At 76.3% G+C, this 12,133-nt stretch carries 14 protein-coding genes; 9 read left to right on the plus strand and 5 right to left on the minus strand.

Annotation, left to right across the window (positions count from 1 at the left end; genetic code table 11):
* Positions 1-194: 194 nt before the first annotated feature.
* Positions 195-326: a hypothetical protein gene (locus AB2U05_RS15375; RefSeq protein ID WP_279616833.1), complete on the plus strand. Its 132-nt coding sequence runs from the start codon at positions 195-197 to the stop codon at positions 324-326.
* Positions 327-337: 11 nt separating this feature from the next.
* Here AB2U05_RS15375 and AB2U05_RS15380 read toward each other — a convergent pair whose 3' ends face one another.
* Positions 338-946 carry a TIGR03086 family metal-binding protein gene (locus AB2U05_RS15380; protein WP_045698075.1) on the minus strand — a complete coding sequence of 203 codons (609 nt, stop codon included), beginning with the start codon at positions 944-946 and terminating at the stop codon, positions 338-340.
* The gene (locus AB2U05_RS15385) at positions 943-1,821 is read right to left on the minus strand and encodes an alpha/beta hydrolase (protein ID WP_369183476.1); all 879 of its coding nucleotides are present in this window, start codon (positions 1,819-1,821) and stop codon (positions 943-945) included. The genes AB2U05_RS15380 and AB2U05_RS15385 overlap by 4 nt, the downstream gene beginning before the upstream one ends.
* A gap of 159 nt (positions 1,822-1,980) precedes the next feature.
* Here AB2U05_RS15385 and AB2U05_RS15390 point away from each other — a divergent pair, with 159 nt between their 5' ends.
* The gene (locus AB2U05_RS15390; RefSeq protein ID WP_369183477.1) at positions 1,981-2,631 is read left to right on the plus strand and encodes a TetR/AcrR family transcriptional regulator; all 651 of its coding nucleotides are present in this window, start codon (positions 1,981-1,983) and stop codon (positions 2,629-2,631) included.
* Here AB2U05_RS15390 and AB2U05_RS15395 read toward each other — a convergent pair.
* A complete protein-coding gene (locus AB2U05_RS15395; protein WP_369183478.1) occupies positions 2,628-3,938 on the minus strand; it encodes an amidase in 1,311 nt (436 codons plus the stop codon). The genes AB2U05_RS15390 and AB2U05_RS15395 overlap by 4 nt on opposite strands.
* Before the next feature lie 26 nt (positions 3,939-3,964).
* On the minus strand, positions 3,965-4,195 hold the full coding sequence (locus AB2U05_RS15400) for a hypothetical protein (protein ID WP_045698069.1): 231 nt from the start codon (positions 4,193-4,195) through the stop codon (positions 3,965-3,967).
* Between the two features lie 182 nt (positions 4,196-4,377).
* Here AB2U05_RS15400 and AB2U05_RS15405 point away from each other — a divergent pair, with 182 nt between their 5' ends.
* Complete coding sequence (locus AB2U05_RS15405) at positions 4,378-5,301, plus strand: LAETG motif-containing sortase-dependent surface protein (protein WP_045698068.1); 924 nt, start codon at positions 4,378-4,380, stop codon at positions 5,299-5,301.
* Positions 5,302-5,405: 104 nt separating this feature from the next.
* Positions 5,406-6,086: a hypothetical protein gene (locus tag AB2U05_RS15410; RefSeq protein ID WP_369183479.1), complete on the plus strand. Its 681-nt coding sequence runs from the start codon at positions 5,406-5,408 to the stop codon at positions 6,084-6,086.
* 77 nt (positions 6,087-6,163) lie between these two features.
* Here AB2U05_RS15410 and AB2U05_RS15415 read toward each other — a convergent pair whose 3' ends face one another.
* Positions 6,164-6,796 (minus strand): ATP-binding protein, encoded by a 633-nt coding sequence (locus AB2U05_RS15415; protein ID WP_369183480.1) that lies wholly within the window; start codon positions 6,794-6,796, stop codon positions 6,164-6,166.
* A gap of 229 nt (positions 6,797-7,025) precedes the next feature.
* Here AB2U05_RS15415 and AB2U05_RS15420 point away from each other — a divergent pair, with 229 nt between their 5' ends.
* The 5 genes from AB2U05_RS15420 to AB2U05_RS15440 all read left to right on the plus strand — a co-directional run bounded on the left by AB2U05_RS15420 (position 7,026) and on the right by AB2U05_RS15440 (position 12,133).
* The gene (locus AB2U05_RS15420) at positions 7,026-7,853 is read left to right on the plus strand and encodes a hypothetical protein (protein WP_052706632.1); all 828 of its coding nucleotides are present in this window, start codon (positions 7,026-7,028) and stop codon (positions 7,851-7,853) included.
* A 168-nt stretch (positions 7,854-8,021) separates the two neighbouring features.
* Complete coding sequence (locus AB2U05_RS15425; RefSeq protein ID WP_045703792.1) at positions 8,022-8,789, plus strand: YcnI family protein; 768 nt, start codon at positions 8,022-8,024, stop codon at positions 8,787-8,789.
* An 80-nt stretch (positions 8,790-8,869) separates the two neighbouring features.
* Positions 8,870-9,556: an SCO family protein gene (locus AB2U05_RS15430; RefSeq protein WP_369183481.1), complete on the plus strand. Its 687-nt coding sequence runs from the start codon at positions 8,870-8,872 to the stop codon at positions 9,554-9,556.
* Positions 9,553-10,071, plus strand: coding sequence for a copper chaperone PCu(A)C (locus AB2U05_RS15435; RefSeq protein WP_052707712.1), 519 nt, complete (start codon positions 9,553-9,555; stop codon positions 10,069-10,071). The genes AB2U05_RS15430 and AB2U05_RS15435 overlap by 4 nt, the downstream gene beginning before the upstream one ends.
* A gap of 13 nt (positions 10,072-10,084) precedes the next feature.
* Complete coding sequence (locus tag AB2U05_RS15440; protein WP_369183482.1) at positions 10,085-12,133, plus strand: FixH family protein; 2,049 nt, start codon at positions 10,085-10,087, stop codon at positions 12,131-12,133.

The raw sequence follows: 12,133 nt of genomic DNA on the forward strand, positions 1-12,133 counted from the left end.
TGGCCGCCGCCCGGGCCCCGCGCCCAGACCCGTGCGCCGGTGTGGCGCGGGACGGCCCCCGGGGTCCGGTGGCAGGCGGGGCGATTCGGCCATACCGTCTGATAACGACCGGACGATTCGGCCAATTCGGGCCGTACGGGTTTGGGATCACCTTTCGAGTGCCCGTACGGCCCGGTACTGACGAGGAGCGGATCATGTTCTGGCAGTTCATCGTGGTGCTGGCCGCCGGGCTCGGCTTCCCGGCCGCCGCGCTGCTCTTCCTGATCGGCGGGCCGCGCTTCCCCGACGAACCGCGCGGGCCGGAGCGGAGCCGGGCCCAGGGCTGAGGCAGCGGGCCTCAGGCCCGCCAGGCCGGGTCGCGGCCGAGCAGGGCCAGGGCCCGGTCGAACCGGCAGACGCCGTCGCCGGGTTCGAGGCCCGGACGGAAGGCGCGGCCGGGCGCCCGGTCCTCCGGCGTGTCCGGGACGGCCCCGGTCACCGCCAGCAGCGCGTCGGCCAGTTCCTCGTCGCGCTCCACCGCCGCGACCAGCCCGGCCGGGCTGCCGAGCGCGGCGGCGACGTCCCAGCCGTGCACCAGGGTGTCGAGCAGGTGGAAGCCCACCGCCTGGCGCAGCGGGAAGGGGCCGCCGTCGCGGATCTCGGGCAGCCAGAGCGGCCGGTCGGCGGCGGCCGCCGCCCGGAAGGCGTCGGTGAGTTCGGCCCCGGTGCGGCGGAAGTCGCCCGCCGGGTCGGCACCGACCGGGGCGTCCGCGAACAGCGCGAGGTCCGGCCCGGCGCCGCGGGCGGCCGCGGCGAAGCCCCGGTGCTGGCCGAGGACGTGCTCCAGCAGCCTGCGCAGCGTCCAGCCGGCGCAGGGGGTGGCCAGGTCCAGCTGGCCGGGCCGTACGGAGTCCACCACCTCGGCGGCCAACTCCAGCGACCTCGCGTGCAGTTCGACGATCCTCATGAGGAAGTCGCCTCCATTCCGGCGGAGATGAAACCGATCACCTGGTCGATGACGGTCGGTTCGGTGACGATACGTCGGTGGCCCAGCCCCCGGGTGGTCACCAGGTCGAGCCGTTCCCCGTAAGCCCGTTGGAGCCGGTGCGCCTGGCCCGGCGGGACGACGGCGTCCCCCTCGTCGTGCACCGCCAGGATCGGCAGGCCGACCACCGCCGCCTGCCGGGCGGCGTCGTAGCGCTCCCAGACGCCGGCGTCCCCGGCGAACAGCCCGCGCTCGATCTCGCGCCGCAGCGCCTGCTCGACGGTGCCGACCAGCCCGAGCTCGGCGCAGAACGCGGCCGGGAAGAAGCCGACGTCGGACACCCCGGCGACCGCCGCCAGCCGGCCCGCCCGCAGGCCGTCCGCGAGCGCTCCGAACGCCGCGCAGACGCCCAGCGAATGCGCCACGACGGCCTCGAACGGGCCGTACCGCTCCTGGAGTTGCCCTGCCAGCTCGCGGAACTCCAGCACGCTGGTGCTCCGGCCGCCGGAGTCGCCGTGGCCCGGCGCGTCGAAGGCGACGACGCTGAGGCCGAGCGCGCGCAGCCGGGGCACCAGCGGCGCGAAGCGGGAGGCCCGGGAGCGCCAGCCGTGCAGCAGCAGGACGGGCCGCTCGCCGCTGCCCCAGCGGTAGCCGGCCACGGGCTTGCCGTTCACCCGCAGTGGCTCGGCGGCGGCCCGCCCGTGGACGTCCCGTTCCGCCGGGCGCACCCGGCCGCGCCGCAGCGGGCGCCGGAACAGTTCGAAGGCGGCCCGCCCGGCGAGGACGGGGGCGAGCCCGGCGGTGGGGTTGAGGGCGGTGCGGATCAGTGCGCGGGCCGGGTCCATCGGGTCTCCCATCCCTGTCGGCGTCCCTGGCGGCTTCGGCGTGCTCGGTGTCCCTGGCGGGAGATGTTAGCACGATCGTTCGTTCAGTTTTCTGGGCGGCTCCCAAGGGCCCGACCCCGCCCACGCACTACCCTGGGCGGGCACCCACAGTGAGAAGGGACGGGGCGGACCATGGCCGGACCGACCACCGACAGACGGCTCCTGCGCGGCGAGGAGACCCGCCGGGCAGTGCTGCGCCGCGCGGTCGAGATCGCCTCCGTCGAAGGCCTGGAGGCGCTCTCCATCGGCCGCCTCGCCACCGACCTCGGACTCAGCAAGAGCGGCGTCTTCGCCGGCTTCGGCTCCAAGGAGGAGCTGCAGCTCGCCACCGTCCGGGCCGCCCGCCGGATCTTCGCCGACGCCGTCCTCGCCCCGGTCGCCGACATCCCGCCCGGCCTCGCCAGGGCCCGTGCCCTGTGCGAGAGCTGGCTCGCCTACTCACGGACCCGGGTGTTCCCCGGCGGCTGCTTCTTCTTCGAGGTCACCGCCGAGTTCGACGCCCGCCCCGGCCCCCTCCGGGACGCCCTCGCCGACAGCGCCCGCGCCTGGCACCGGATCGTCGAGGACACCCTCGCCGAGGCCCGCACGGCCGGCGCCCTGCGCCCCGACACCGACCTCGGCGACCTCGCCTTCGGCCTGATCGCGCTCCTCGAAGCGGCCAACTCCCAGGCCGTGCTGCACGAGGAGGACACCCCGTACCAGCGGGCCGGCCGCCTCCTGCTGCGCCTGCTGCGCGCCGAGGCCACCGACCCGGCCGACCCCGCCCTCGCCCAGGCCCTCTAACCCCTCGCCAGAAGGCCTGCCGGCACCGCGGCCGCGGCCAGCAGCCGCTCGTCGCCGCCCGCCGCGCCGACCAGCTGCAGGCCCAGCGGCAGCCCGTCCGCCGTCCGCCCGGCCGGCAGGCTCAGCGCGGGCAGGCCGAGGTAGCTCCACGGCAGCGACATCACCGTGTCCCCGGTGCTGTGCAGGCCCTCCGGCGCTCCGCCGGTCGCGGACGGCGCCAGCCACACGTCCACCCCGGCCGCGGCCGTCGCCTCCGCCACCCGCTCGCGCAGCCGCTCCCGGGCCGCCAGCGCGGCCGCCCGGTCCTCGGCCGCGACGCCCTGGCCGACCCGGATGCTCGCCGCCGTCTCCGGCCGGTACAGGCCGCCGAACCGGGCGAACCAGTCGGCGTGGCCGCGGGCCAGCTCGAAGCGGTTGACCGTCCGCAACTGCCGGGCGATCTCCGCGAAGTCGGGGAACAGCGGCACCCGCCGCACCGCGAGCCCGGCCGCCGCCAGCCGTGCCACCTGCTCCTCGAAGGCGCGCAGCGCCGCCGGCTCGGCCCGCTCCAGGTACGGCCCGTCCGGCACGCCCAGCACGGGCTCGGGCACCGGCCCGGGATCCGTCCGCCAGCCGTCGCAGAGCAGCCCGGCGGCCAGCGCCGCGCCGGCCACGTCGGCGGTGAACACGCCCAGGGTGTCGAGGCTCGGCGCGTTCGGGACCACCCCCGCGACCGGGATCCGCCCGTACGTCGGCCGGAAGCCCACCACCCCGCAGTACGCGGCCGGCCGGATCACCGAACCGACCGTCTGGGTCCCCACCGCCAACGGCACCAGCCCCGCCGCGACCGCCGCCGCCGACCCGCTGCTGGACCCGCCCGGGGTGTGCCCGGGGTGGTGCGGATTGCGGGTCGGCCCGGGGGCGCTCGCGGCGAACTCCGCCGTCACCGTCTTGCCGCCGACCAGCGCCCCCGCCGCCCGCAGCCGGTCCACCACCACGGCCTGCGGCCCGGCCAGCACGCCCGGCGGCAGCGCGGAGCCGGCGTGCGTGGGCAGCCCGTCCACGTGCACGACGTCCTTGACCCCCACCACCACCCCGTACAGCGGCGGCCGCCCGGCCGGCTCCGGGTACCGCGCCGCCAACTCCCCGGCCTGCGCGCGCAGCCGCCCGTGCCGCCCCGACTCCGGCACGAACGCGTGGATCAGCGGGTCGACCCGCTCGACCCGCGCGCAGAACCGGTCCACGTACGCGGTCAAGTCGGGCCGCCCGGCCCGGAGTTCGGCCGCCTCACGGGTCAACGGGCGCGGCCGGACGAGGGGTTCCGCCATGCCGACCACGGTAGCCCCGGCCCCGCCTACGGGTGCTCGGCCGCCAGGTACGGCTGCTCGCGCAGGAAGTACGCCCCGCAGGTGTGGCAGCACAGCTCCGGGGTCCGCCCCCAGTCCACCGCCTCCCGGACCGGGCCGTCCGCGGCCAACTCCCGCCCGCACATCGCCACGCTGTCCTCGCCCCGGACCATGTGCCACAGCCGCACACCGCCCGACGCCCCCTCGGCCCCGAACTCCGCTCGCATCTGGTGCCTCATGCCCCCCATCGTCCGACCACCCGCCACCCCCGGCAACCGGGGCAGGCCGGGCTCGCCCCCACCGGAATCCGGCCACGGCCGCCCGGTAGGGTGCCCGGGCGCGACCGCCTTCGACCGTCCCCGTCGAGCCGCCAAGTCGCGCCGAAACCGGCATCATTCACCCAAACCTGGAGCCTTCTCCCGTGCGCTCTTCTCGCATACTGGCCGCATCCGCCCTGGTTGCCCTGTCCCTCGGCGCCACGATCGGCACCACCACGGCGAGCGCGGTCGGCGTCCCCGCCACCCCGACCCCCACCGGCACCGCGACCGTCCCGGCACCGGCCCCGGCCACCCCGACCGCCACCGCGACCACCCCGGGCACCCCGGCCCCGACCGGCACCGCCACGAACAAGCCGATCCCGGCCCCCACCACCGGCCCGGACAACCGCTGCCACGGCGGCGTCTACCAGAGCAACCTGCTCAAGGTCACCGGCACCGGCCTGTACGGCACCACCCTGGTCAAGGGCGGCCCCGCCGCCGAGATCACCCTGACCTGGGAGAACAAGAGCGGCGTCGACCTGCCCGCCGTCCACAACGGCCTGTACGTCACCGACGAGTTCGACGCCCCGCGCCCGGTCGACTGGAGCACCGACTTCTTCGACGTCCAGCTGGACACCGGCGCCGGCTGGAAGCCCATGAAGCTCAACGACCGGGCCTTCCAGGTGCCCGACTTCAAGCTGGCCAAGGGCGAGAAGCTCACCTACAAGGTCCGGATCGCCGCCACCGCCAAGGCCCCGGTCGGCCGCTACGGCGCGAACTACGAGGCGGGCTCGGACTCCTTCGACAACGACAAGGTCCCCACCCCGGCCAACAACAAGGCGCAGGCCTGCACGCAGTTCCTCGACGACTACCAGGGCCAGTTCCAGGTCGCCGAGGCCGGTGCCGCGACGACCCCGGCCGCTGCTCCCGCCACGGTCTCCGCCTCGCCGTCCGCGGGCCCGCACCTGGCCGAGACCGGCAGCAGCTCCACCACCCTGCCGATCGCCCTCGGCGGCGCGGCCGTCCTGGCCGCGGGCGCCGGGACGCTGTTCGTGCTCCGCCGCCGCAAGGCCGGCGCGCACGGCTGACCGCTCGTGCGATGAACCCGAGGGGTGCGGACAACCGTTCGCACCCCTCGGTGGTCTGGCAACCGGAGACGTGTAGTACCCCGACCCACCGCTGGAGCCCGCCGATGCGTTCCCCCCGCCTGCCCGCCGCCTGCGCCGTCCTCGTGCTCACGGCCGGCACGGCTGCCCTCGGCGCGGCCCCCGCCCTCGCCGACGACGCCTCGCCCACCGCGACGCCGTCCGCCACCGGCTCGCCCCGGCCCGCGGACTGCCCCGAGGGGCCGATGGCCTCCCCCCTGCCCGTCACCGGGAGCGGCGGGGCCACGGGGGAGCTCGCGATCACCTTCGACAACACCAGCACGGCGACGATCCGCGAGCTGGCCACCACCCTGGCCCTCGCGGACGGCGGCAGCGACCTCGCCGTCGAACTCCGCGCGCCCGGCGGCGACTGGAAGCCGCTCACCCTCTCCGGCACCCCCGTCGACGCCGGCCACCACCAGCTCGCGCCGGGCCACAAGCTCACCCTCCAGCTGCGGACCACCGCACCCGGCGGCCACCGCCTCACCGTCACCGCGAAGTCCGAGCTCCTCCCGAGCGGCTCCGCCCCGGCGAAGAAGTACACCTGCCCCCAGCTCACCGGCACCTACACCGGCACCCTCACCGGCCCCGCCCGCCCGAACCCCACCCGCCTCGCCGACACCGGCGCCGGCACCGCCTCCCGCCCCCTCGCCATCACCGGCACCGCCACCCTCCTCCTCGGCACCGCCCTCCTCCTCACCACCCGCCGCCGCCCGGCCGACGACTGACCGACGACTGACCACCGCGCCGGAAGTCGACCCCGCCGACTTCCTGCTCCGCTGCCGCCGAATACCGCGGCGCAGCGCTACGAGGCCGCCCGCAGCAGCGCCCCGTCCTGCCACTTGAGGATCTTGTCGAAGCTGACGATGGCGCCGCGGAGGGGGTGGTTGCGGAGTTGGACGTGGTCGGTGAGCGCGTGGATGAGGAAGAGGCCGCGGCCGGATTCGGCGGTGAGGTCGGGGAGGGTGTCGAGGTCGACCGGGCGCAGGGTGGGGGCGGTGGGCCGGTGGGGGAGGACGTGGGTGTCGTACGGGTGGCCGTCGCGGCGGGGGCGGTGGGCCGTGAGGATGCGGGCCGGCACGGTGGCGCGGCCGCGGCGGGGGCGGTGGGGGGCCGGGCGCGGGGGGCGGCCGGGCGCGGGGGCGGTGGGGCGCCGGACGAGGGGGGCGGCCGGGGCGGGGAGGCCGGGGCCGGAGTCGGTGACCTCGATGCGGAGGCGGTCGCCGCTGATCGAGGCGGTGACCTGGAAGCCGTCGTCGGGGCGGCCGCAGGCGCCGTGCTCGACGGCGTTGGCGCAGGCCTCGCTGAGGGCGACGCCGAGGTCGTGGGCGATCTGCGGGTCGACGCCGGCCGTCGCCATGGCACCGAGCAGGATGCGACGGGCCAGCGGGACGCTGGCCGGGTCGCGCTTGAGGTGCAGAGTCCACCAGATGTCCACGGGAGGTCCCTCCTGGCTGCGGCTCCACATACAACTAGGTATCTCCGGGCGATGGTGCGGTGAACCGTGCGGCAGGGGCGCTACCGCCCGTTCGGCGGATGGACTGGGAACGGGGACTGTGCCGAAGGGCGCATTCGTCCCCCTCCACGCCGCGGCCGAACGGGGCATTCGTAGGGATTTCCCACCCTGCCCGTGGCGGCGGGGTACGCGATGAGATGATGGCCCGGCCATGACTGCCCCCGCCGCCGCCCCGTTCCCGGGCGCCCCCGCCCCGGCCCAGCCGGTGGGGGCCGCCGCCTGGGACCTGCGGCTTGCCCGGGCGGTGCCGTTCGCGCTGGTGTGCACGCTGATCGCGGCCGCCGGGCACGCTCTGGTGGGCGGCGGGAACGTGCCGCCGGCGGCGTTGGCGACGGGTTTCGCCGCGGTGCTGGTGCTCGCGGTGGCACTGGGCGGGCGGGAGCGTTCGCTGCCGGCCATCGCCGGGGCGCTGGGCGCCGGGCAGCTCGGCCTGCACTGCCTGTTCCACGGTTTCCACGGCTTCGCCGCATCCGGCATGCCCGGTATGCCCGGCATGCAGCACGGTGCGACGACCGTACGGGGCGTGGCCGGCCGGCTGATCTGCAACGAGGCCCACCCGGGCACGCTGGACGGTCTGCCGGGCGGTCCGTCCGCCGAGCAGCTGGTGTCCTCGGCCGGTCTGGATCCGCACGCCTTCGCCGCCGCGCCGTGGTGGCAGGGCGGGGTGCTGGGCATGACGCCGTCGATGCTGGCCGGGCACCTGGCGGCCGCGCTGGTGGCGGGCTGGTGGCTGCGGCGCGGCGAGGCGGCGCTGTGGCGGCTGGTGCGGGTGGCCGCGTCGGCGGCCCGGGAGCACTGGGCGGCGCCGCTGCGTTCGGCGCTGGCCCTGGCGGTCGCGCTCCTGCGCGGCCTGTTCGGCGCGGCCGGTCCGGCCCGCCGGTTCGGGGCCCGGGGCGGGGAGTCTCCGCTGCCGGGGGGCGCGGTGCTGCGGCACAGCGTGGTGCGGCGCGGTCCGCCGCGCGGGGTGTTCGCGTACTGATCCGACGTGTCCCGGGGCCGTGAGGCCGTCCGGGGTCGGGCGGTGCGCGGTGTGCCGGCCGTCCCGCGGTGACGTGGGGCCGGCCCGAGGTTCGACCCCCCACTCGCCCCCACGCGCGGCCCCGCCGAGGCCCGGCCGCCGTAGAGCTCCGATCGGAGACCCCGCATCATGCGTTCCGCTTCCTCCCGCCGTCTCGCCGCCGTCGCCCTGACCGCCGCCGCCTCCGTGGTGGCGCTGGCCGGCCCCGCGTTCGCGCACGTCACCGTGAACCCCGGCTCGGCCCAGCAGGGCGGCTACACGGCCGTCGACTTCCGGGTGCCGAACGAGAACGACGCCGCCGGCACCGTGAAGCTGGAGATCAACCTGCCGCTGGACCACCCGCTGGCCTCCGTCCGGACGATGCCGCTGCCGGGTTGGACCGCCGCCGTCGAGAAGTCGAAGCTGGACAAGCCGATCAAGGTGCACGGCAGCGACGTCAACGAGGCCGTCTCCAAGATCACCTGGACCGCCGACGCGGGCACCAAGATCGCCCCCGGCCAGTTCCAGGAGTTCAAGGTCTCGCTCGGCCCGCTGCCGACCGACACCGACAGCCTGGTCTTCAAGGCCCTGCAGACCTACGACAACGGCGACGTCGTCCGCTGGATCGACGAGTCCAAGGACGGCCAGCCCGAGCCGGCCAAGCCCGCCCCCGTCCTGAAGCTCACCAAGGCCGCCGCGGGCGGCGACGGCCACGGCGACAGCCACGGCGTCTCCGCCTCCCCGGCCGCCGGCGCCCACGGCGACAGCTCGGACCACGCCGAGGCCTCGGACGGCGACAAGAAGTCCAGCGACTCCACCGCCCGGGTGCTCGGCGTCGTCGGCATCGTGGTCGGCGTGATCGGCACCGGGGTCGGCATCGCCGGCCTGCGCCGCAAGAGCGGCGGCTCCGCCTCCTGACCCGCACGCCGGCGGGGCCGCCGTACCCGTGAACCGGGCGCGGCCCCGCCGGCGGTCCCTCGCGCACGATCGGATCTCCCATGCCCCGCACCACCCGCACGACGAGCGCCACCCGCACCGCCCGGCTGGCCGGCGCCGCCGCCCTCGCGCTCGCCGCCGCCCTGACCCTCTCCGCCTGCGGCTCCTCCGGCGACGGCACGTCCGCCGCCAAGGTCACCCAGCAGAAGGAGGACACCCCGTACCAGGGCACCAAGCTCGCCAAGAACTTCGACAAGCCCGACCTCCAGCTGACCGACACCTCCGGCCAGCCCTTCGACCTGCGGCAGAAGACCAACGGCCGGACCACGCTGCTGTTCTTCGGCTACACCAGCTGCCCGGACGTCTGCCCGACCACCATGGGCGACATCGGCGTGGCGATGAAGGCGCTCCCCGCCGAGGAGCGCAAGAAGATCGACGTCGTCTTCGTCTCCACCGACCCGCAGCGCGACACCCCCAAGGTGCTGCGCACCTGGCTGGACTCGATGGGCAGCGACTTCATAGGCCTGACCGGCGACCTGGCGAAGGTGAAGACCGCCGCCAAGTCGCTCGGCATCATGATCGAGGACCCGGTGGTCAACGCGGACGGCACCGTCACCTCCACGCACGGCGCGCAGGTGCTCGCCTTCCTCCCCTCGGACGACAAGGCGCACGTGCTCTACATGAGCGGCACCGAGGAGAAGACCTACGAGCACGACCTGCCGCTGCTCGCCCAGGGGGTCAAGGCGTGACGGCGGCGACGGGCACCCGGCGGTTCCGGCGGACGGCGCTCACCGGCGCGGTGCTGGCGACGGTCCTGGGCGGCGGCGCCATCCTGGCCGCCTGCGGCTCGGGCGGCCAGGGCGGCCAGGGCGGCCAGGCCGCCGCCGAGGCGGGGCCGGCGAAGCTGAGCGTCGCCGACCCCTACATCCCGCTGCCCCCGGCCGGCGGGATGGGCGCCGGCTACCTGACCGTCCGCAACGACGGCGGGCCGGACCAGCTGGTCAAGGTGACCAGCCCGGGCGCGGGGTCGATCACCATGCACCGCTCGACCGCGTCCAGCATGGAGCAGGTGCAGAGCCTGGACGTGCCCGCGCACGGCGCGCTGCAGCTCGCCCGCGGCGGCACCCACCTGATGATCATGGGCTGGCAGAAGGCCCCCGCCCTCGGCGACGAGGTGGAACTCGACCTGACCTTCGCCAAGTCCGGCACCATCGCGGTCAAGGTGCCGGTCAAGGAGCTCACCTACCGCCCCGGCCAGAGTTAGAGGACCCGCCAGCATGGAGAAGGCCGCCCACCGCCGCAGCACCAGGCACCGCAGCGCCCGCCGCCGGATCGCCGGGCTCGTCGGGGCGCTCGGCGCGCTGCTCGCGCTGATGCTCGCCGCCGCCGGCCCGGCCGCCGCGCACGCCACCCTGGAATCCACCGACCCGAAGCAGAACTCGGTGGTCGCCGCCGCCCCGCAGGCCGTCACGCTGACCTTCAGCGAGGAGGTCTCGCTGTCGGGCGACTCCGTCCGGGTCCTCGACCCGGCCGGGAAGGCCGTCGACGCCGGCAACCCCGCGCACGCGGACGGCCGGGGCAACACCGCCCGGGTCGGGCTGAACTCCGGGCTCGCCAACGGCACGTACACCGTCGCCTGGCGGGCCGTCTCGGCGGACTCGCACCCGGTCGGCGGGGCGTTCACCTTCTCCATCGGCGCGCCCTCGGACACCTCGGTCTCCGCCACCGCCCTGCAGGGCGCCGACGCGGACGGCCTGGTCGCCGCGCTGTACGGCACCGGGCGCACCGTCGCGTACGGGGCGTTCGCGCTGCTGGCCGGGGTGGCCGCCTTCGTGCTGATCTGCTGGCCGGGCGGGACGGCCCGGCGGCCGGTGCAGCGGCTGCTGATGACCGGCTGGACGGCGCTGCTGGTCTCCACCGTCGCGGTCCTGATGCTGCGCGGCCCGTACGAGCGCGGCTCGGGGATCGGCCAGGCCTTCGACCTGTCGCTGGTGCGCGCCACCCTGGACGAGCGGATCGGCACCGCGCTGGCCGCCCGGCTGCTGCTGCTCGCCGCGGGCGGGGTGTTCCTGTCGCTGCTGGTCGGCCAGCTGGGGCAGCCGCCCCGGCCGCTGCCGGCCCAGGACGCGGAGGTCCCCGCGGAGGTCCCCGCGGAGGAGGACGCCGAGGCGGCGGAGCTGCGCGAGCTGGAGCGGCGGGCCGCCGAGCGGCCGCAGCGCGAGGCCCGGCTCGGCCTCGGCGTCGCCGGGTCGGTGCTGGCGATCGCCCTCTCGGCGACCTGGGTCGGCGCCGACCACGCCTCGGTGGGCATCCAGGTCGCGCTGGCGCTGCCGTTCGGCATGCTGCACCTGATCGCGATGGCGCTGTGGCTGGGCGGCCTGGCCGCGCTGCTGGTCGCGCTGCGCGAGGGCGTCGGCGCCGAGGTGGTGGACCGCTTCTCGAAGATCGCCTTCGGGGCCGTCGCCGTGCTGGTCGTCACCGGCGTCTACCAGTCCTGGCGCGGCCTGGGCAGCTGGGGCGCGCTGACCGGCACCGACTACGGGCGGCTGCTGCTGGTGAAGACCGGCTGCGTGGTGGCGATGCTCGGCGTCGCCTGGACGTCCCGCTCCTGGCTGGCCCGGCTGCGCTCGGCCCCCGACGAGGCCGCGGAGGTGCGGCCCGTCGAGGCGGAGCGGGCCGAGCTGCCCGAGCCGGTCGCGGTCGCCGCGCACGCCGAGGACCCGGCCCGGCAGGCGCAGCTGGCCCGGCAGCGGGCCGCCCGGGAGAGCGCCGGGCGCGAGCGCGGGCTGACCCCGACCCGGGCCGGGCTGCGCCGCTCGGTGCTGGTGGAGGCGCTGGTCGCGGTGGCGGTGCTGGCGGTCACCACGATGCTCACCAACTCCCCGCCCGGGCGGGTGGCGGGCGAGGTCAAGGCGGCCGGGGCCGCGGCCCCGGCGGCCGGCGCGGGCAGCGCGGGCGGCGCCCCGCAGACCGAGCCGGGCCGCACGGTGGAGCTGAAGCTCCCGTACGACACCAAGGGCCGCACCCCGAACGCCAAGGGCACCGCGACCGTCTCGCTCAACCCGGCCCGGACCGGCTCCAACGAGGTGAAGCTCGCCCTGGACGGCGCGGACGGGCAGCCGGTGGAGGTGCCCGAGGTGCAGCTGGCCTTCACCCTGCCGGACCGCGACCTCGGCCCGCTGCCGGTCGCGCTCACCGCCGCCGGCACCGGCCGCTGGACGGGCACCACGCAGCTGCCGCTGGCCGGCACCTGGGTCGTCTCGGTGCAGATCCGCTCCTCCGACATCGACCAGACCACCCCCACCCAGCAGTTCAGGATCGGCTGA

Source organism: Streptomyces sp. Y1 (genome assembly GCF_041053115.1).
Taxonomy (GTDB): domain Bacteria; phylum Actinomycetota; class Actinomycetes; order Streptomycetales; family Streptomycetaceae; genus Kitasatospora; species Kitasatospora rubellomurina.

What these genes read in the sequence shown, in the direction of transcription:
- AB2U05_RS15395 (WP_369183478.1), bottom strand. Translation starts at nt 3,938, where the DNA reads ATGGCGGAACCCCTCGTCCGGCCGCGCCCGTTGACCCGTGAGGCGGCC.
- AB2U05_RS15440 (WP_369183482.1), top strand. Translation starts at nt 10,085, where the DNA reads ATGGAGAAGGCCGCCCACCGCCGCAGCACCAGGCACCGCAGCGCCCGC.
- AB2U05_RS15430 (WP_369183481.1), top strand. Translation starts at nt 8,870, where the DNA reads ATGCCCCGCACCACCCGCACGACGAGCGCCACCCGCACCGCCCGGCTG.
- AB2U05_RS15425 (WP_045703792.1), top strand. Translation starts at nt 8,022, where the DNA reads ATGCGTTCCGCTTCCTCCCGCCGTCTCGCCGCCGTCGCCCTGACCGCC.
- AB2U05_RS15390 (WP_369183477.1), top strand. Translation starts at nt 1,981, where the DNA reads ATGGCCGGACCGACCACCGACAGACGGCTCCTGCGCGGCGAGGAGACC.
- AB2U05_RS15410 (WP_369183479.1), top strand. Translation starts at nt 5,406, where the DNA reads ATGCGTTCCCCCCGCCTGCCCGCCGCCTGCGCCGTCCTCGTGCTCACG.
- AB2U05_RS15420 (WP_052706632.1), top strand. Translation starts at nt 7,026, where the DNA reads ATGACTGCCCCCGCCGCCGCCCCGTTCCCGGGCGCCCCCGCCCCGGCC.
- AB2U05_RS15385 (WP_369183476.1), bottom strand. Translation starts at nt 1,821, where the DNA reads ATGGGAGACCCGATGGACCCGGCCCGCGCACTGATCCGCACCGCCCTC.
- AB2U05_RS15375 (WP_279616833.1), top strand. Translation starts at nt 195, where the DNA reads ATGTTCTGGCAGTTCATCGTGGTGCTGGCCGCCGGGCTCGGCTTCCCG.
- AB2U05_RS15400 (WP_045698069.1), bottom strand. Translation starts at nt 4,195, where the DNA reads ATGAGGCACCAGATGCGAGCGGAGTTCGGGGCCGAGGGGGCGTCGGGC.
- AB2U05_RS15380 (WP_045698075.1), bottom strand. Translation starts at nt 946, where the DNA reads ATGAGGATCGTCGAACTGCACGCGAGGTCGCTGGAGTTGGCCGCCGAG.